The sequence below is a fragment of the Vibrio sp. 10N.286.51.E5 genome (assembly GCF_041469125.1).
Classification (GTDB): Bacteria; Pseudomonadota; Gammaproteobacteria; order Enterobacterales; family Vibrionaceae; genus Vibrio; species Vibrio crassostreae_C.
On sequence record NZ_JBFRJZ010000029.1, the window covers coordinates 69,004 to 87,633 of the forward strand.

Below are 18,630 nucleotides of genomic sequence, written 5' to 3' on the forward strand. Positions count from 1 at the left end.
TTTCAAGATTTCAAGATTTCTAAGCCCTACGTCACTTTTCTAACCTCTGACTTTGCGTCATTCCGAGGAGCCTAAGCGACATCAGGAATCTCTTCTCTTAATCTGACTTCTTAGTCGAACGAGTTACCCGCAGCACTTCTTGTATTTCTTACCACTGCCACAAATACACGGATCATTACGGCCGATTTTAAAGCTCTCAACGGTTTGATTTAAGCGTGGGTCAATTTCTGGTTGTGTAGTTTGTTCCTGCTCTGGGAAGGTACCATCAATGTAGTACCAAAGACCGTCTTCACGTATAAAGCGAGAGCGTTCTTGCATGCAGTATTGTGCGCCTTCTTCATTGAAGTAAGCTTTAAACTCAACAAAGCCTTCGTCTTGGTGCGAGCCTACCGCAGTATCGATGACTTCTAGTCCTGCCCAATCACTGTTGATAGATTCGGCAATACCTTCTCTTTGCGCTTCTGCGTTGCAGCTAGGGTGGTAAGTCGCAACAACATAGTCAACTAAACCCAACACGTGCGCTGAATAACGAGAGCGCATCAACTGTTCAGGCGTTTCAACAGCACTGTGGTGAAGGTGCGCTGATTCACAGCACTGTTGGTAAGTATTTTTGCTACCGCATGGGCATAAAGACATAGTCAGATCCTGTAAAAATGGCCTCTATTAAGAGGCCATAAGTGAATGCGTGGGAGTTTACCAAGAAACGATCGCTCACCAAAGTTTAGTTTCTGTTGAAGTTATTGAAATTATCAAAGTGTTAGCGCGAAGTTTACTATTTCAAGGCTGGAGACAATAGCTCTTGAGCCCAAGTCGTCGCTTCGTCATAAGCTTGACCAAGTTGAGCTTCACTCAGTTTGAGAAGCTGGCGAATACGAGTCGCTTCTTCCCAACGAGCTTGCTCATACGCAACCACCATCGCCAATACAGCACCTAACACGCCTTTACGTTGAATCAAGGCTTGTTTGATCTCGATGTCGATCGGCACTGAATCGAGTACTTGTTTCAATGGTTGGTCAAAGAGTGAGTCCAACAGAGAGAACATACCGGTCAAAAAGGCTTGTCCAGGCTCAACCTTAACATTCATCTTCTCAACCAAGAGTTCACACTGACGTGCGCGTATTACCGCTAAGCCATAAAGTGAGTCCGGCTTATCTTCTTTCGCGGATGCGATAGCCACCAGTGAAACGAACTTACGCAGTTTCTGTTCACCAAGGTAAATAAGCGCTTGGCGGAATGAACGAATCGTTGTTGGTGAACCGCCAGCGGAGTTTACGTAGGTAAGTAGCTTATACGACATGGTCACATCGAGCGTAATCAAACGCTCTACTTCACCAAAGTCGATAGGGTCGTGCGCAATCTCTTTTAACAGCTGAACGGTCGTCAGGAATGCCGGGTTGAGCGCACGCGTTTGGATCATCTCTGGCTTGCTAAAGAAATAACCTTGAAAGTAGGTGAAGCCTGCTTTTTTCGCTTCTTGGTATTCTTCGTACGTTTCTACTTTCTCAGCAAGGAACTTGATATCTAGCCCTTTGAGAGAGTTCATAAACATCGCTGCTTTGGCAATTGGCGTCAAACGGATATCGAACTTGATAATTGAAACGTAGGGTAAGAAGCGCTTCCAAGCTTTACTTGGCACAAAGTCGTCTAGCGCAATGGTATAACCCGCGTCAAAGATGGTTTTGATTGCTTCAAGTAATTCGTCTGTTGGTTCGCAGTCTTCAAGAACCTCAACAACGAGGCTTTCTTTGGGGAACAGAGTAGGGACTAAGTTGATTAGGCTTGCATATGGGAAGTTCACGAACCCAAGCTTATCACCCAACGTATTATAGTGGGTCGATAAGAAGTGATCGGAAAGCAAACGGCTAGTAGCGAGCTCCGGCTCTACTTCAGGGAAAGTGTTCTTAGGACCATCCCTGAATAGCAACTCGTAACCTATGGTTTTCTTGCCTGTGTCGAGTATTGGTTGACGCGCTACGTATGAATATTTCAACTTGGTACTGTGTTCGGTTTATTTCTGGTAGAGAGATAATAGCTAATTCACTAGAAATTACCATACACTTTCTAAGAAAGTCTGACCGACAATAATAATCAAAGTGAAAGTTTAAGCGTGATGTTAAAAGCTATTGCTAAACGCTCGATTCTGTAGTTCAAAACTTTGCGGCGTGAACACCAGCACTGAGCCTTGCGTATACCAATCGCCAAGTACGATACGGGTTTTAGTGCAATTGTTAGCATTAAATGTATGGATGTCTGGGCGGTGAGTATGGCCGTGGATCATCAGATCGACATTGTTTCGTTCCATCACATCTTCGACTTCTTGCTGTGTCACATCCATGATGTCGAGAGACTTGGTCTGCTTGTCATCTTTGATATCTGATTGAACCTTTGAAACAATTTTCTTCTTGATGAAAAATGGAATTCGGTTGAAGACCCATTGTAACCATGGCTGATGCACTTTTTCGCGAAAGGCGAGGTACTTTACATCTTCAGTACATAGGGTATCTCCATGCAATACTACCGCTTTTTGCCCGTAGATATCGATCGTAGAAACTTCGTCGAGAAGTTGTACGCCCGTTTGCTTAGCAAATTTTTTGCCGACTAAGAAGTCGCGGTTCCCTTGAGTAAAGTAACAAGGCACGCCTGTTTTCACTAAGTCGATAAACGCTTGGCGGATAGAAGTCGCGAATTCACTCTTATCATCGTCACCAATCCAGAATTCGAAAAGGTCACCTAATACGTAAAGTGCATCCGCTTCTACGGCTTCTTTCTTCATAAAGGTTAAGAAGCAGTCTGTGATGTCTTGTCGTGACGGAGAAAGGTGCAGATCTGATATAAAATATGTTTTCATAGGTCTAAAAAAAGGGAGCGATTCGCTCCCTATATCCTGATTTTATCGGCTCATCAATACTAACCGAAAGCGATGAATTAAGCTTCGATTGTAGTACCAGTGATGATCACTTCTTCTAGAGGTACATCTTGGTGCATACCCATAGAACCAGTGCTAACACCTTTAATCTTGTTTACGATGTCCATGCCTTCAACAACTTCTGCGAATACACAGTAGCCCCAACCGTCTAGGCTTTCGCTACGGAAGTTTAGGAAAGAGTTGTCGTTAACGTTGATGAAGAACTGAGAGCTGGCTGAATGCGGTTCCATAGTACGAGCCATTGCTAGCGTACCAACTTTGTTCGCTAGACCGTTGTTTGCTTCGTTCTTGATCGTTGCACGAGTTGCCTTTTCTTTAAGGCCAGAAGTCATGCCGCCGCCTTGAATCATGAAACCATCGATAACACGGTGGAATAGTGTGTTGTCGTAGAAACCGTCACGGCAATACTGTAGAAAGTTTGCGCTTGTTTCTGGTGCTTTTTCTTCGTTAAGTTGAACTTTGATATCACCAAAATTTGTGTGAAGGATGATCATGATTGTTACCTTACTGTCTTTTTAATATGAAGTTCGAATTCTAGCGCATGTTGGCGGACTTTCAAATCATCAAATCATTCACTTAACTCAGATGTTTAAAGTAATTCCTGCTTTTGGGGATTACCTATTAAGGTATGACTTGTTATACTGCGAGCTTATTTTGATTAATCCATAAAATAGATAGAGATCATGCTGAAGATATATAACACGCTCACAAGACAGAAAGAGGAATTCAAACCAATTACAGCTGGCAAAGTCGGCATGTATGTCTGTGGGGTAACCATATACGATCTCTGTCATATTGGTCATGGTCGTACGTTCGTTTCTTTCGACGTAGTAACTCGTTACCTTCGTTACCTTGGTTACGATTTGAATTTCGTTCGTAACATCACAGATATCGATGACAAAATCATCAAACGCGCTAACGAAAACGGTGAGTCTTGTGACTCTCTGACTGAGCGTTTAATCGGTGAGATGCACGCTGACTTTGATGCATTGAACATGAAGCGTCCAGATGTTGAGCCTCGTGCGACAGAATACATCACTGAAATCATCGAGCTTGTTGAAAAGCTGATTGAACGTGGTTTCGCATACGTTGCAAGCAACGGCGACGTGATGTTTGAAGTAAAGAAATTCGACGAATACGGTAAGCTTTCAAAGCAAGACCTTGATCAGCTTCAAGCGGGTGCTCGCGTTGATGTTGAATCTGCAAAACGCAGCCCACTAGACTTCGTTCTTTGGAAGATGTCTAAGCCAGGTGAACCTACATGGGAATCGCCATGGGGCCCGGGTCGTCCAGGTTGGCACATCGAATGTTCAGCAATGAACTCGTCTATTCTTGGTAACCACTTCGATATCCACGGTGGTGGTTCAGATCTGCAGTTCCCTCACCACGAAAACGAAATCGCACAGTCTTGCTGCGCGCACGGCACTCAGTATGTAAATACTTGGATGCACAGTGGTATGGTGATGGTAGACAAAGAGAAGATGTCTAAGTCACTAGGTAACTTCTTCACTATCCGTGACGTGCTAGCACATTACGATGCTGAAACGGTACGTTACTTCCTAATGTCTGGTCACTACCGTAGCCAGCTAAACTACAGCGAAGATAACCTAAACCAAGCTCGCGCATCACTAGAGCGTCTATACACGTCACTTCGTGGCCTAGACCTTACAGCCGCTCCTGCCGGTGGCGAAGAGTACGTGACTCGATTCTCTACAGCGATGAACGATGATTTCAACACACCTGAAGCTTATTCAGTACTGTTTGAAATGGCTCGTGAAATCAACCGTATCAAGTCTGAAAGCATTGAAAAAGCAAGTGCACTAGGTGCATTGATGCGTGAACTAGCAGACATCATCGGTATTCTTCACCAAGAGCCAGAAGCCTTCCTACAAGGTGATGCGGCAGGTAACGACGACGAAGTGGCTGAAATCGAAGCGTTGATCAAACTGCGTAACGACTCTCGTGCTTCAAAGGATTGGGCAAATGCCGACCTTGCACGTGATAAGCTAAACGAGTTGGGTATTGTTCTGGAAGATGGCCCAGAAGGTACGACTTGGCGTCGTAAGTAAATCTTATAAAAAGGGCTGATTTTCAGCCCTTTTTTCTAGCACGAATTCTCTATTTTCACCTTTTCTATCTTCAACTTTTAATTAACAGGAATATTTCTGTGGCTCAGATGTATTTTTATTACTCGGCAATGAATGCGGGTAAATCAACAACGCTTCTTCAATCTTCATTCAACTACCAAGAACGTGGCATGACGCCAGTGATCTTTACGGCAGCTTTGGACGATCGCTATGGTATCGGTAAAGTGAGCTCACGAATTGGTCTGCAATCTGAAGCTCAGCTGTTTAAAAATGACACCAACATGTTTGATGCGATCAAAAAGCTCAATGAGGAAGAAAAGCGTCATTGTGTTTTGATCGATGAGTGCCAATTTTTATCGAAGGAGCAGGTGTACCAATTAACAGAAGTGGTTGATAAGCTGCACATCCCTGTACTTTGTTACGGCCTACGTACCGATTTCCTGGGTGAACTGTTTGAAGGTAGCCGTTACTTACTGTCTTGGGCAGATAAACTTGTTGAGCTTAAAACAATTTGTCACTGTGGCCGTAAAGCGAACATGGTAATTCGTACCGACGAGCACGGTGTGGCGATTGCTGAGGGCGACCAAGTGGCTATTGGCGGTAACGACAAATACGTTTCTGTTTGCCGTCTGCACTACAAAGAAGCGTTAGGTAAATAAGCAGCTCTATTTGCTAACGCGAAAGAACGAAAAACGGTGACCAAGTGTCACCGTTTTTGTTTATTGGGCCTGTGTTTTGCTTTCTTCCAAGCCGAGCTTTTGTTTTATTTCCTGCCGAGCTTTTACTTTGTTCAAAGTCTAACTTTTGCTTATTCGAAACCGAGCTTCTTCAATGCTTGATAGGCGTGGTCAACGTCGTCGGGGATCGGCATCTCAATCTGAAAGCCTTTCTCTGGGTAGGATTTGATTCGCTCGTAATCAGCAATTAATGCGCCTAACACCATATCTAACGGCAACTCTTCGTTAAAGTAATCATCCCAAGTTTGCCATCGCGACGTCACGGTAATCTCGGAAGTTTCGTCAGGCCATTGTTTACTGAAGGTTGCGTAGGTACGTTTCTCCATGAAGGGCTTCTGAACTAAGGTTAGCCTCTTCGGCGATAACCCTTTTTCTGTCAGCAACTCATGAGTGAATCGTACATTTTCCCCAGTATTTGTTGCGTGTTTCTCTATGATAATGTCAGAGTCAGGCACGCCACAATCCCGTGCGATAGAAGCGAATGTTTCTGCTTCTGAGCGTTCAAAGCTTCTTTCGGTAAAGCGCCCCACACCGCCAGAAAAAACGATGTAAGGCGCGATCTGTTGGTGATAAAGCTCGGCTGCATATTCAGCTACGCGAGTATCGTTGCTACACAATACAAAGATACAGTCGGAAGGCGTAACCTTGTGACCCATCGACATAAAGTTCCAAAGGGTGTCGACTGAGCGATGCAGTTTTATGTTGGGATTTTTGTTAGCAATAGATTGTTCAGTCATGAAGTGCGTCCAGTGTGGATTCGAATTTAAATGAATAACCTAAGTCGAGAATCTTCTTCGAAGAGATTAACTTGTCTGGGGTATCAACAACAGCGGGCAGAGGCTCACTGCTGTTGGCGCTTTTCAGTGCCGCGGCATAAAACTCCGCCTTACTGACTGTATTTGGTGTGGTCACGTTAACTATTTCATTGTGCAGTTGACTGATAGCGAAATCGACAGCACCAATTGCATCATCAAGGTGCAGCATGTTGGCTGGAGCTTGAGTGCTGACTTGTTTTAACTTGCTTGCGAAGCGTGATGGGTGACGGCTTGGGCCGATTAAGCCACTAAAGCGAAGAATGGTGTAGTCGATACCGGAATCAATCACTGACTGTTCAGCTTGCAGCATGATTCGTGCGTTATCGGAAAATAAAGACGCGTGCTCGTTATCTGAGGTCGAAAGGGGGAGTGATGCATCCAGCTCGTTCAGCACACCCGGCTTAGTTGGGTATACCGTAGTTGAACTAACCATAATGAGCTTTTTAATGTTGGCCTTTTGGCATGCATTGGTGAGTTGCTGCCAGTGGTCGGCATACTCTTGTCCTGCTCCTTTTCTAAAGCCAGGAGGGAAGCTGCCAATCACAATTTCAGTGTTGTTTTCGAGTAACAATGAATAGAGTCGCCCGATAGTCTGTTGTGGATCGGATGAATCAAAGCTAAACACTTCACATGGAATTTGTTCGCTACCAATGGCATCTGCTCCCGCTTGGGTCGTTTTCGTGACCACTACTCGGTTACCATGTTTTTCTAAATGTTCAGATAAAGGTGCACCTACCCATCCTGCACCGACAATAAATATAGAAGCCATGTGTTCCTCACAACTGCAAATGACGAATTTACAATAAGCCTAACAAAGCTTTGCCCAAAAATGAAAAAACTCCACGGCCGAAGCAAGTGGAGTTTTTACTAGAACAATGGAGCTTTAGTTTAGTACGCGAAGAAGCTTGTCTGCGCGCTCTGCCATCTCGATACCTTCATCTGTTAGGTAACCGCCGTCTGGCTGAGTACAAAGGTTTTTTTCGAATAGGCGCTTAACAGCGTCTTGAGTTTCTTGAGCTGCCTCTTGATGGACTTTAATTCCAGTAGCTGCACTACTTACATCAAATTGAAGAAGGAGGTTTAAATCAGCAATATGTTCAGCGTTGTACTTCATAATTAACCTATATATTCATAACGTTCTCTACCTTCACCTTAGTGCGCATTCTCGGCTCAGGCAATAGCAAATAAAGAGAATTGATAAGTGATACCAAATTGATTGATTAATCATCGAGTGATGAGTTTATTTTGGTTATATTGGGTGATTTGCACCCACTTAAATCATCAGTGATGTTTATTGCTAAGTGGTTGTAATATATTGTGACTAGAAATATTTTGCATTGAGCGAATATTGTATAAAAAGGATATGCATAAGTGAGAGCGAACAAAGTAGCATTAACGATCAGTATGCTATTTGCTATCTCAGGTTGTCAAAGCACACCCTCAGAGCAGACAGACGCGAACCAAACCACAAACAACAATAATGAATCGACAATAGAGGTCCGTTCATTTCAGTCTGTCCAAAGCGTTTACTCCGAATGGGAAGTTAAGCTTGAAGACCATGCTCAATTGTCTCTCTATGCACCAGAGAATTACAATGAACTATTAGACGCATGGGATGATGCTGAAAGCATTTATGCGGACTTACTTAAAGACGAAACTCGGATAACCAAGAGTTACTCCATTTTTTCGAGCCTAACTTACGCTGAAGCCTTCGATGAAAAAATCGCTTTGATCAAATCAAACTATGACTCGATCTTAGTGTTAAAGAAGAAGGCTGATCGAGTACTCGCGGATTCGATTGTCCAAATGGATTACCTGAAGTTTCTTGGCGCAGATACCATGTTTACCTCGAGCTACAAACGTTTGTATTCAGAATACAGCGAGTTGTTCGAGTATGTGCTGGTCGATGAGCTTGAAGACGCTCAAGAAGCGCAGGTGGAATTTCTTAACAATGCTCGCTTACTAGAAGTTAAAGTGGCGCATAAGAAATACATCGAACCTTTGAAGAACGAATTAGAGTTCTTGGAAGATGAAGATTTCGATGACGTTGTTCCACTGACGTTTGCTAAAGCGGCATCTCAAATTGCTTTGGCAGAAAGCCAAGTGAAAGCCAGTCCCCGTGAAAAGTCTATCATTGAAGACGCAGTTCACGCTGCGGAGTTCGAATTAAACCACGTACGCAGTGTTGCTCATGAAGTCAAAGTGCTGGCGAGCGTAAAAGGCGACCAGTTCGAACAGTCGGTTTTGAATGCAGAGAACCAGTTATTGAGCATTTCACGAGTGGTTAATGATGAAGATCACCGTGATGTTGTATTGCGTCTTCAGTCTCAAAAAATTGTAGCGAGTGTTAAAGCGCTGAAAGGCTCAGACATGACGGCGTCATTAAAGTCAGAGATTAAAACTTTGACTGAGCAATTAGCTAAGCAGGAGTCTGAAAACCAGAAGCAAGCGCAGCAACTGTCTGAAGCAACCAAGCACAGTGAGTTGCTCGGTGAGCAGATTACCAAGAGTGATGCTCACATTAAAAGCTTAGAAGAGTTAGTGGATAGTTTGAAAAGCTTAGGTGGCAAAGTGGCCAACGAAAGTGACTCTGATGTGATGTCCCCAGCTGTTGAATCTACTCTAGAGGATTCAACCCTAGAACAATCATCAGAAGAAGTGATTGAACCTTCGGTTTAGCATCACTAATTTCTTTATTTGTGATTGAGTTAAAAGCGCCTTAGGGCGTTTTTTTACGTTCTGTTGATCTATGTCAAAATCTAGAAATAAAAGCGCTCTGTGAGCCATTTTAGTGTACGTTATTCTTTGATTTTTAACGTAACTTGTTGATATTTATAGATGTGTTGTTTTCTATGCTGATAACTAATCATTCAGCAGAGTTTTCTTTTTACTACTAAAGTCGTATGAATTTGGAATAACTCGGACTATTTGCTTTCAACAAGGCTGTGAGAGCTATTTTGTGCCTAAAATAGCTCTTGAATTCAGAAATGAAAGAGAGGATTATCGCGCTCCCGACGACATGTTTCAAAATGTAAATCATCATGAATCTAAACCAATTTGACTCATTATTACCGCCACAAATGGCTGAGCGCGCTGCAGATATTGGCGTAGGTAAAGCAACCAAAGATCCAATCAAATCTTTTCTCCTAGCGATTTCCGCTGGCATACATATCGGTATTGCGTTTGTGTTTTACACCATCGTAACGACTGGTGCTGGTGATTTGCCGTGGGGTATTACTCGCTTATTAGGTGGCCTTGCATTTAGCTTGGGCTTAATTCTCGTTGTTGTTACCGGTGGTGAGCTATTTACCAGTTCGGTGCTGACTCTGGTTGCTCGTGCAAGTGGCAAGATTAGTTGGCGCACGCTCGTTAAGAACTGGGCTACAGTTTATGTAGGTAACTTGATTGGCGCATTGCTGCTGGTGGCTTGTATGTTACTGACCAAACAGTACATGTTCGACCACGGTCAAGTGGGTTTGAATGCAATGGCGATCTCCCAACATAAGATGCACCACGATTTTATCCAAGCTATCGCGCTCGGCATCATGTGTAATGTATTGGTTTGTATCGCGGTATGGATGACGTTTAGTGGACGCACACTGACTGACAAAATTGCGGTAATGATTTTGCCTGTTGCGATGTTCGTATCGGCTGGTTTCGAGCACTGTATTGCGAATATGTTCCAAGTGCCTTTAGCTATCGGCATCAAAACATTTGCTCCGGCTGAATTTTGGACAATGACAGGCGCTAACCCAGCGGACTATGTTGATCTGAACATGGCGGACTTTTTGATGAACAACTTGCTGCCCGTTACCATCGGTAACATCATTGGCGGCGGTATCTTTGTTGGCATGTGGTACTGGTTGATCTACCTACGTGACTAATAAAGGTGGCGCTATCGACAAAGATGGCGTGACTAACTCAGTTGACGAGATGAGTTAAGGCGCAGTGAAAACACTGAACTGACTTATGACATTTACAAGACGGTCTGCATTGCAGGCCGTTTTTTATTTGTGGAAAACCTACTTCTTCATCTCTCTAATGATCATCTGAGTACGCAACAGCGCTGATTACCATGTGTGTATATGTCTTTGAAATCACCCAAAGATCAAAGGCGATGATCTTCCCTTGGGTCGAAATGGACAAAAAAGGATCTATATTGATTTGGTTATCCACAGTTTCTGTGGATAACCTGTCTCAAATTCAGTGAGTAACCAGATCTAAGTGGAGCAGGGAGGCTATTTCGAAGGCTGTATTTGAGCGAGAACTCGCCCTTCTTTGGTTAAAGATGTCTTCAATGAGAGGTGAAGTGCAAGTGCTAAAGAGCAGCTCATCATCACGAAAATCGCCAGCATGATCATCAGTTGATACTTAATCGCGATCATCGGTGAAGCACCACCTAAGATCTGTCCAGTCATCATTCCCGGCAGCGTTACTAAGCCTGTGGTTGCCATAGAGGCCATGATAGGGGACATCGCTTTCTGTATTGCATTACGTACAAAAGGCGCAGCAGCATAAGTAGGAGACGCGCCTAACGCGATTGCTGCTTCATATTCTGATTTCTGTGTTTCAAAGGCACCAAACAGGTTCTGCAATGCCACGATATTACTGCTTAAGCTATTACCCAATAACATCCCTGCGATTGGGATAAGGTACTGCGCGTTAAAAACCGGTGTCGGCTTAATGATGAAAAAGCAGATGAACAAGACAATAGGTACACAAGTTACCGCAAGGCTAACGGCGACAGGAGCCAAAAGTAGGTTTCTTGGCAGTCTAGATTTTTCAACAATCGAGCTTGCACCGACGATAATCATAGTAAATAACCACAGCAAATTGACCCACAAACTATTCAAAGTGAACAAGTATTCTAGGTAAAGTCCCACCAGAAATAGCTGAATAACCATACGAATGATGCTGATAGAAGCCTCTTTGCCAAGGCCGAGTTTTAACTTGTGGTTGATGGTAATGGGTAGCAAGAGAAGTGAGCTGAAGAACAATAACTGCCACCAAGATATATCAATAACGTCTTGCATAATGTTTCCTTTTAAGTAGGTCCCCATCATATCTGAAAGTGCCAAATGATGCATTTCAGCTTCTCAGCCGTTGCTTTAAAAAATACTCAATAATTTAACAATCAAACCACAAAATATTGGTTTTTTGAGGCATTTTTGGCTACTACTTAGTAGGTAAAACGTTAAAATTGGTTACAATAAGGTTGCGCAGGTGTTGGAATTTAACATTTGTGAAATATACTTAATTCTTCACATTTGTTAATACTTTTTAATAACTTTGTTTAACTAAAAACAACTTTGGATGAGCTCAAAAAAGTATTGATTAGCAAGGGTTATAACGGGAGATTTGATTGAACCCTACTTTGAGTATGGTCTAAAATTTGTCGTTAGATACTTAAGAACTTTAGCCCCATAGAATGGGTTACTCGAAATTACTAAATACAAAATAGGCAAAATGTATGAGTGATGTTAATAAAATTGAAACTAGCGAAAAACATTCGCTGGAGTGGAAGTCTTTCCTCTTCATCGCGGTGGTTCTCTTCCCAATATTAAGTGTGGCTTTTGTAGGCGGTTACGGCTTCCTAGTTTGGGCACTGCAAGTGTTTGTATTCGGACCTCCAGGTGCTCACGGCGGCATGTAATGCCCTCTTGTAACAACATTTTTTAAAATCAATATTTAAGAGAGCTAAACATGAAATCATTTTTAGTTAAATTATGGCGCACAATGACTCGCCCAGCAGTACACATCAGTCTTGGTGTACTAACTATGGGTGGCTTTATCGCCGGTGTTATTTTCTGGGGCGGTTTTAACACAGCTCTAGAGCACACAAATACAGAAGAATTCTGTGTAAGCTGTCACACCATGCGTGACAACGTATACGTAGAACTACAAGAAACGGTTCACTGGAAAAACACTTCTGGTGTACGTGCTACTTGTCCTGACTGTCACGTTCCACATGAATGGACAGCAAAAATCGCTCGTAAGATGCAAGCTTCTAAAGAAGTATTCGCTCAAGTATTTGGTGACCTAGATACGCCTGAGAAATTCGAAGCTCGTCGTATCGAACTGGCTAAACACGAATGGGATCGCTTCTCTTCGAACAAATCTCTAGAGTGTAAAAACTGCCACAACTACGATTCAATGGATTTCGAAAACATGCGCCCAACAGCGCGTATCCAGATGAAGAACGCGGCAGAGCGTGATCAAAGCTGTGTTGACTGTCACAAAGGTATTGCTCACAACCTTCCATTAGATATGGCATCAGCGAGCGGTATTGTTGGCGAGCTAGAAAACGTAGCAAGCAGCACATCTTACGCAAATGGTTCAGACGTGATCTCTATTCGTCACCTACCAATGTACACAGATGAAACAGCTGAAGTTGAAGCGGGTCTATTAAGCCCTGCAAGTAAAGTTGCGGTTATCGACGAAAAAGGCGATATGATCAAGATTCAAATCGACGGTTGGCGTAAAGCGAAAGGCTTCGGACGTGTAATCCAAGAAGACTTCGGTATGAACATCTCAACTGCAATCTTGACGAAAGATGTATCTCAAAGTGACGTTATCACTGTTGGTGAGAAGAAAGAAGATGAGCTTACTGGCCTTCCATGGGAAGAAGTTAACCTAGCACTTTGGATGAAGAAAGAGTCTATGGTTGATAACTTCGATCCAATCTGGAACGCAGCGGGTCAAGCGTACCAATCTAACTGTTCAACGTGTCACTCACAGCCAGATGAAGCTCACTTCAGCGCTAACGGTTGGGTAGGCATGCTAGATGGTATGATTGCATTCGTTAACTTCGATACAGATACAGAAGCACTGGTTCTTAAGTATCTACAGAAGCACTCATCAGATTTTTCTGAAGGCCATCACTAATAAGACGTCAATTGGAGTAACACAATGGCAATTACAAGAAGAAGTTTTCTGAAAGGTGTCGCTACTACAAGTGCGGCATCGGTTATCGGTCCAAGCTTATTGGCGTCGGCATCAGCGTCTGCTGCAGAAACAGACGGCGCGTGGAAAGTCTCTGGTTCTCACTGGGGTGCATTCCGAGCTCGCGTTTACGCGGGTAAAGTACAAGAAATTAAACCTCTAGAAATCGATCAGCACCCAACTGAGATGTTGAAAGGTATTAAAGGTATTATCTACAGCCCATCACGTGTGCGTTACCCTATGGTTCGCCTAGATTGGTTGAAGAAGCATAAATACAGCGCAGACACACGTGGTAACAACCGCTTTATTCGTGTGACTTGGGATGAGGCACTAGACCTTGTTTACCGCGAGCTAGAGCGCGTACAGAAAGATTACGGTCCATGGGCGCTTCACACAGGTCAAACTGGTTGGAGACAAACAGGTCAGTTCCATAGCTGTACTAACCACATGCAACGTGCAATGGCACTTCACGGTTACTCTGTGAAGAAAATCGGTGACTACTCAACAGGTGCTGGTCAAACGATCATGCCTTACGTGCTAGGTTCTACTGAAGTTTACGCACAAGGTACATCTTGGGAACTTATCCTAGAAAACAGTGACAACATTGTTCTTTGGGGTAACGATCCAGTTAAAAACCTTCAAGTAGGTTGGACATGTGAGACTCACGAGTCGTTCGCATACCTAGAACAGCTGAAAGAAAAAGTTGCTAAGAAAGAGATCAACGTTGTTTCTGTTGACCCTGTTAAAAACAAAACAGGTCGTTACCTAGAAAACGAGCAAATGTACATCAACCCACAAACTGATGTGGCGTTCATGCTTGGTGTTGCTCACGTTCTTTACAACGAAGGCCTATACGACAAGAAGTTCATCGAAACTTACTGTCTAGGTTTTGAAGATTTCATCAAGTACGTTCAAGGTGAAACGAAAGACAGAGTTGAGAAGACGCCAGAATGGGCTTCTGCTATCTGTGGCGCAAGCGCGGACTCTATTCGTGACTTCGCTAAGATGCTGGTTAACGGTCGTACACAGATTCTTGTTGGTTGGAGTATCCAACGTCAAGAGCACGGTGAACAACCTTACTGGATGTGTGCAGTTATCGCAGCAATGGTTGGCCAAATTGGTCTACCGGGCGGTGGTATCTCTTACGGTCACCACTACTCTGGTATCGGTGTATCTTCAACTGGCTTCGCTGCTCCGGGTTCTTTCCCGCTGAACATCGACCAAGGTCAATCACCTAAGTACACCAACACAGATTACAACGGCTACAGCCGCGTAATCCCAGTTGCTCGTTGGGTTGATAGCTTGCTAGAGCCTGGTAAGAAGATCAAAGCGAATGGTTCAACGGTAACACTACCTGATATCAAGATGATGGTATTTAGTGGTAACAACCCGTGGCACCACCACCAAGATCGCAACAAGATGCGTAAAGCATTCAAGAGCCTACAAACTGTAGTGGCTGTTGATTTTGCTTGGACTGCAACTTGTCGTCACTCTGACATCGTGCTTCCTGCATGTACTCAGTGGGAACGAAACGATATTGATGGTTATGGCGCATACTCTGGCCGTGGTTTGATCGCAATGCACAAGCTAGTGGATCCTCTGTTCCAGTCTAAGACTGACTTCGAGATCATGTCTAGCCTAACTAAGCGTTGGGGTCGTTACGACGATTACACGCGTGGTATGGACGAAATGCAGTGGGTTAAATCACTGTACGACGAATGTCGCGCTTCAAATGAAGGCAGCTTTGAAATGCCTGAATTTGCTGAGTTCTGGGAGAAAGGTTTCCTAGACTTCGGTAAAGGTAAGCCATGGACTCGTCACGCTTCATTCCGTGAAGATCCAGAGATCAACGCACTAGGTACACCTTCTGGTTTCATCGAAATCACAAGCCGTACTGTTGGCAATATGGGCTACGAGCACTGTCAAGAACACCCAATGTGGTTCGAGAAATCTGAACGTTCACACGGTGGTCCAGGCTCTGACAAACACCCGTACTGGCTACAATCTTGTCACCCAGACAAGCGTCTTCACTCTCAGATGTGTGAATCTGAAGAGTGGCGTGCGACTTACGCGGTACAAGGCCGTGAGCCAATCTACATCAACCCAGTAGATGCTAAGAAGAAAGGCATCAAAGATGGCGATGTAGTACGTGTGTTCAACGACCGTGGTCAACTACTAGCGGGTGCTGTTCTAATGGATAGCTATGCTCCTGGTGTTGTTCGTATCGAAGAAGGTGCTTGGTACGGTCCGATCAACGAGAAAGTGGGCGCGCTAGATACATACGGCGATCCAAACACACTGACTCAAGATATCGGTACGTCTGAACTTGCTCAAGCAACGTCAGCAAACACATGTTTGGTTGATTTCGAGAAGTTCCAAGGCAAACTGCCTCCAGTAACTTCATTCGGTGGTCCAATCGAAGTTTCTTAAGTCTTGTCTTAAGAACCAAGATTAAAGCTTGAATTAAAGCCCCTGTAAGCACTCTTACAGGGGCTTTTTGTATTTTTGATATCAGTGTTGGTGTTTCTAAATAAGCATTATACAGGGCTAATAGAGGGCGTTTTTGAGACAGGCTGTAACGCGCTGTTTGAGAGAGGTGGTAGAAGCAGTGAAGCAGGAAGGGAATGTAAAAAGAACCTGTGGAAAGACTTAAGCAGGCGGAAACAAAAAGGCCGATACAAAGTACCGACCTTACAGAAGCCTATGGAGTTAACTCTACTCAAGTTAGATCTCAAATATAAACCAGTAGCTATAAGCACAGATTAGTGCGGGCACACTAGAGTATAAGGTCGCGACCAGTGCCGCTTTGGGAGCCATCGCAATCGCAGGGAATAGCGCGTCACCATCATTTGAAATTGCGTTACCTACCTGAGCCGAAAGTGGCAGGGCGCCTGAAAGGTATAAGCTAGTGACCAATAATTGCGGTCCACAGCCCGGTAGCAAACCCATCAACACGCCAGCCAGGGGGAGCATGATGCCCCAGCTTGAGAATAGCGTCGCAAAATCAACATTTGCTATCACAGAGCCAAATTCAAAGAAAAGAAAGGCAACCACAACCCACGCTGTCACAAAGTTGGTGTCTTGAGCGGTTTTTTGCAGTGGATGTGAGCCTAAACATTTCTCATCTTCACTTACTGCTGATTTGTAATCTTCAATTTCCCGAGTGAGGCCCCATAGAAACATCGAGCTAATCAATAAAATTGTTCCCGCCCATTCCATCGACATTTCAGGCAACGCGAGTAACTCGTTTACATCGACTTGAAAAGAGCCAAGTAGAGCTACTGCAGCGCCGGGAATAATCAGCACTGACCATAGGTAACCTTGCAGGTTGATCGCCTTTTTAGAGACGGATTCTTTGTCTTGGGATTGAGATGAGCAACTGTGAACGGCTTCATTTTTCTCTGCTTTTTTTGGGCGTAAGAAGTCGTCTGCGTGAAACAAGTTAATGATTCGGCCTGACGCAGTACCCACGATCACGCCCATCGCCATCATGGCTAAACCTGTCTTAGGCTCGCTCGCTATGAGCAGGAAGGCCGCATCACCCATGGTTGAGACGAGCACAGCAACAACTGCGCCGAATCCGAGTTTGCCCGAGATAAATTGTGTGGTAACCACTATCGCACCGCCACAGCCGGGCAACGCGCCCATGAGAGCCGCGAATACCACTTGGTTTGAACGAGATTGATGGACGAGCTTATTGAAGACGTTATCTTTGTTTATGTACAGACTTAACCAGTGGTAAATAGCCAAGGTTAAAGCAACATAACAAGACACTGCCCAAAACGCGTCTGACAAAGTAGTCACCGTCAGCTCTCGTGTAGCTGGGGCTGCAACCAAAGCTGCAAGTGAGACAGGCAAAAGCAGGCGCTTAAATGACAGTGAAAACTGAGTTGTTTTCGCAGCACTACTGCTTGGCAAAAAAGAGATTAGTCGATCCATAGGTGTTACTCAAAATTAGTGGCTTAAGATAAATATATACGAATGATAATAATTATCAATTGCATTTGTTGTTTTTTTATCTATTGTTACTATTGGCTAAACCCACGAAACATGACCAATCTAAAAAAATGAGGTAAAGTATGGCTAATAAAGAGAGGCTCTAAAGGTAGAGTCATAATTGTTAGTGTAATAGGAAGAAACATGATTTTAGTTGTTGGTCACAAAAACCCTGATAGTGACAGTATTTGTAGTGCGTTAGTTGCAACTGAGCTTCTTAAGGCTCGTGGCGAGGAAGCGACACCAATTCGCCAAGGCGAGATCAACCGCGAAACTCAACACATTCTAGAAGTCGCTGGTGCTGAAAAGCCAGAGCTTCGTACTTCTGTTGCTGGTGAGAAAATCTGGCTAGTAGACTACTCAGATCTAGCACAAGCACCAGATGATGTTGCTGATGCAGAGATCGTAGGTATTGTTGATCACCACCGTCTAGGCGACGTGATGACAGTAAACCCAATGGAAGCTTGGATCTGGCCTGTTGGTTGTACAAACACTGTACTTTTCAACATGTTCAAGATTGAAGGTCACGCAATCTCTCAACAAATCGCTAAACTAATGATGTCTGCAATTCTTTCAGACACAGTTGGTTTCGCTTCTCCAACATGTACTCAAAAAGACAAAGACGCGGTTGCTGAGCTTGCTGAAATTGCTGGCGTAACTGACGTTGATGCATTCATCAAAGCGCTTCTAATCGCAAAAACAAACATCGAAGGCCTATCTGCTGCACAGCTAGTAGAAAAAGACCTTAAAGGCTACCCATTCAACGGTCGTGATGTTGTTGTTGGTCAAGTTGAACTTGCGACTCTTGAGCAAGTAGACGGCATGATCGAAGCGCTAGAAGCTGATCTTGAAGAGCGTTGTGAGAAAGACGGTCTAGCGTTCGCAGCGGTAATGCTAACAGATATCACTACTGCTCAAACTCGTCTTCTATACAAAGGTGAGTGGGCTGAGAAATTGGTTAAGCACGAGAAAGGCGGCGTATTAATGATGGAAAATACACTAAGCCGTAAGAAGCAAGGCTGGCCTTGGCTACAAGGTGAGCTTGTTTAATCAAGTCGCTTAATATTAAACGCCTGCTTATTTAGCAGGCGTTTTTCTTTGAAGTAGACTTTCTTCTTCATCGATAA

The 18,630-nt window shown here is 44.0% G+C and carries 17 protein-coding genes; 8 read left to right on the forward strand and 9 right to left on the reverse strand.

Going from position 1 to position 18,630, the window contains the following annotated elements:
- Positions 1 to 123 precede the first annotated feature (123 nt).
- The 4 genes from AB4161_RS11585 to AB4161_RS11600 form a co-directional block, all read right to left on the reverse strand.
- The gene (locus tag AB4161_RS11585; protein ID WP_017060272.1) at positions 124 to 636 is read right to left on the reverse strand and encodes a YchJ family protein; all 513 of its coding nucleotides are present in this window, start codon (positions 634 to 636) and stop codon (positions 124 to 126) included.
- Positions 637 to 772: 136 nt separating this feature from the next.
- Positions 773 to 1,990, reverse strand: a complete 1,218-nt coding sequence (locus tag AB4161_RS11590; RefSeq protein ID WP_029235542.1) for an EAL and HDOD domain-containing protein — start codon at positions 1,988 to 1,990, stop codon at positions 773 to 775.
- A gap of 123 nt (positions 1,991 to 2,113) precedes the next feature.
- Complete coding sequence (gene lpxH, locus AB4161_RS11595) at positions 2,114 to 2,848, reverse strand: UDP-2,3-diacylglucosamine diphosphatase (protein ID WP_065675744.1); 735 nt, start codon at positions 2,846 to 2,848, stop codon at positions 2,114 to 2,116.
- A 77-nt stretch (positions 2,849 to 2,925) separates the two neighbouring features.
- On the reverse strand, positions 2,926 to 3,420 hold the full coding sequence (locus AB4161_RS11600; RefSeq protein WP_017060275.1) for a peptidylprolyl isomerase: 495 nt from the start codon (positions 3,418 to 3,420) through the stop codon (positions 2,926 to 2,928).
- Positions 3,421 to 3,609: 189 nt separating this feature from the next.
- Between AB4161_RS11600 and cysS the strand changes: the two genes are divergently transcribed.
- Both cysS and AB4161_RS11610 read left to right on the forward strand, forming a co-directional pair.
- Positions 3,610 to 4,995 carry a cysteine--tRNA ligase gene (gene cysS, locus AB4161_RS11605; protein ID WP_372083372.1) on the forward strand — a complete coding sequence of 462 codons (1,386 nt, stop codon included), beginning with the start codon at positions 3,610 to 3,612 and terminating at the stop codon, positions 4,993 to 4,995.
- Positions 4,996 to 5,093: 98 nt separating this feature from the next.
- Entirely contained in the window at positions 5,094 to 5,672 is a 579-nt protein-coding gene (locus tag AB4161_RS11610; protein ID WP_017060277.1) for a thymidine kinase, read from the forward strand.
- 149 nt (positions 5,673 to 5,821) lie between these two features.
- On the opposite strand, the gene AB4161_RS11615 is transcribed toward AB4161_RS11610, so the two are convergent.
- The 3 genes from AB4161_RS11615 to AB4161_RS11625 form a co-directional block, all read right to left on the reverse strand.
- Positions 5,822 to 6,487, reverse strand: coding sequence for a YdcF family protein (locus AB4161_RS11615; protein ID WP_032545711.1), 666 nt, complete (start codon positions 6,485 to 6,487; stop codon positions 5,822 to 5,824).
- Positions 6,480 to 7,334, reverse strand: a complete 855-nt coding sequence (locus tag AB4161_RS11620; protein WP_136981596.1) for an NAD(P)H-binding protein — start codon at positions 7,332 to 7,334, stop codon at positions 6,480 to 6,482. The genes AB4161_RS11615 and AB4161_RS11620 overlap by 8 nt, the downstream gene beginning before the upstream one ends.
- Before the next feature lie 114 nt (positions 7,335 to 7,448).
- Entirely contained in the window at positions 7,449 to 7,679 is a 231-nt protein-coding gene (locus AB4161_RS11625; RefSeq protein WP_017060280.1) for a TIGR02647 family protein, read from the reverse strand.
- Positions 7,680 to 7,936: 257 nt separating this feature from the next.
- Between AB4161_RS11625 and AB4161_RS11630 the strand changes: the two genes are divergently transcribed.
- The gene (locus AB4161_RS11630; protein ID WP_136978555.1) at positions 7,937 to 9,244 is read left to right on the forward strand and encodes an ATPase; all 1,308 of its coding nucleotides are present in this window, start codon (positions 7,937 to 7,939) and stop codon (positions 9,242 to 9,244) included.
- A 362-nt stretch (positions 9,245 to 9,606) separates the two neighbouring features.
- Complete coding sequence (gene focA / locus AB4161_RS11635) at positions 9,607 to 10,449, forward strand: formate transporter FocA (protein ID WP_017060282.1); 843 nt, start codon at positions 9,607 to 9,609, stop codon at positions 10,447 to 10,449.
- A 354-nt stretch (positions 10,450 to 10,803) separates the two neighbouring features.
- On the opposite strand, the gene AB4161_RS11640 is transcribed toward focA, so the two are convergent.
- Positions 10,804 to 11,598 (reverse strand): ABC transporter permease, encoded by a 795-nt coding sequence (locus AB4161_RS11640; protein WP_050645084.1) that lies wholly within the window; start codon positions 11,596 to 11,598, stop codon positions 10,804 to 10,806.
- A 437-nt stretch (positions 11,599 to 12,035) separates the two neighbouring features.
- Between AB4161_RS11640 and torE the strand changes: the two genes are divergently transcribed.
- From torE to torA, 3 genes are read left to right on the forward strand one after another with little or no spacing between them, the layout of a single operon-like run.
- A complete protein-coding gene (torE, locus tag AB4161_RS11645) occupies positions 12,036 to 12,218 on the forward strand; it encodes a trimethylamine N-oxide reductase system protein TorE (protein ID WP_017060298.1) in 183 nt (60 codons plus the stop codon).
- Between the two features lie 50 nt (positions 12,219 to 12,268).
- Positions 12,269 to 13,450: a pentaheme c-type cytochrome TorC gene (gene torC, locus AB4161_RS11650; RefSeq protein WP_102320261.1), complete on the forward strand. Its 1,182-nt coding sequence runs from the start codon at positions 12,269 to 12,271 to the stop codon at positions 13,448 to 13,450.
- A gap of 24 nt (positions 13,451 to 13,474) precedes the next feature.
- A complete protein-coding gene (gene torA, locus AB4161_RS11655; protein WP_102320260.1) occupies positions 13,475 to 15,937 on the forward strand; it encodes a trimethylamine-N-oxide reductase TorA in 2,463 nt (820 codons plus the stop codon).
- A gap of 294 nt (positions 15,938 to 16,231) precedes the next feature.
- On the opposite strand, the gene AB4161_RS11660 is transcribed toward torA, so the two are convergent.
- Complete coding sequence (locus tag AB4161_RS11660; protein WP_102320259.1) at positions 16,232 to 17,446, reverse strand: putative manganese transporter; 1,215 nt, start codon at positions 17,444 to 17,446, stop codon at positions 16,232 to 16,234.
- A gap of 201 nt (positions 17,447 to 17,647) precedes the next feature.
- On the opposite strand from AB4161_RS11660, the gene AB4161_RS11665 reads away from it, so the two are divergent.
- On the forward strand, positions 17,648 to 18,553 hold the full coding sequence (locus tag AB4161_RS11665) for a manganese-dependent inorganic pyrophosphatase (RefSeq protein ID WP_017065328.1): 906 nt from the start codon (positions 17,648 to 17,650) through the stop codon (positions 18,551 to 18,553).
- Positions 18,554 to 18,630: the final 77 nt, after the last annotated feature.

Coding starts and splice junctions, on each gene's coding strand:
- AB4161_RS11640 (WP_050645084.1), bottom strand. CDS start 11,598: ATGCAAGACGTTATTGATATATCTTGGTGGCAGTTATTGTTCTTCAGC.
- AB4161_RS11660 (WP_102320259.1), bottom strand. CDS start 17,446: ATGGATCGACTAATCTCTTTTTTGCCAAGCAGTAGTGCTGCGAAAACA.
- torE (WP_017060298.1), top strand. CDS start 12,036: ATGAGTGATGTTAATAAAATTGAAACTAGCGAAAAACATTCGCTGGAG.
- torA (WP_102320260.1), top strand. CDS start 13,475: ATGGCAATTACAAGAAGAAGTTTTCTGAAAGGTGTCGCTACTACAAGT.
- AB4161_RS11600 (WP_017060275.1), bottom strand. CDS start 3,420: ATGATCATCCTTCACACAAATTTTGGTGATATCAAAGTTCAACTTAAC.
- AB4161_RS11620 (WP_136981596.1), bottom strand. CDS start 7,334: ATGGCTTCTATATTTATTGTCGGTGCAGGATGGGTAGGTGCACCTTTA.
- AB4161_RS11665 (WP_017065328.1), top strand. CDS start 17,648: ATGATTTTAGTTGTTGGTCACAAAAACCCTGATAGTGACAGTATTTGT.
- AB4161_RS11625 (WP_017060280.1), bottom strand. CDS start 7,679: ATGAAGTACAACGCTGAACATATTGCTGATTTAAACCTCCTTCTTCAA.
- cysS (WP_372083372.1), top strand. CDS start 3,610: ATGCTGAAGATATATAACACGCTCACAAGACAGAAAGAGGAATTCAAA.
- lpxH (WP_065675744.1), bottom strand. CDS start 2,848: ATGAAAACATATTTTATATCAGATCTGCACCTTTCTCCGTCACGACAA.
- AB4161_RS11615 (WP_032545711.1), bottom strand. CDS start 6,487: ATGACTGAACAATCTATTGCTAACAAAAATCCCAACATAAAACTGCAT.
- focA (WP_017060282.1), top strand. CDS start 9,607: ATGAATCTAAACCAATTTGACTCATTATTACCGCCACAAATGGCTGAG.
- torC (WP_102320261.1), top strand. CDS start 12,269: ATGAAATCATTTTTAGTTAAATTATGGCGCACAATGACTCGCCCAGCA.
- AB4161_RS11585 (WP_017060272.1), bottom strand. CDS start 636: ATGTCTTTATGCCCATGCGGTAGCAAAAATACTTACCAACAGTGCTGT.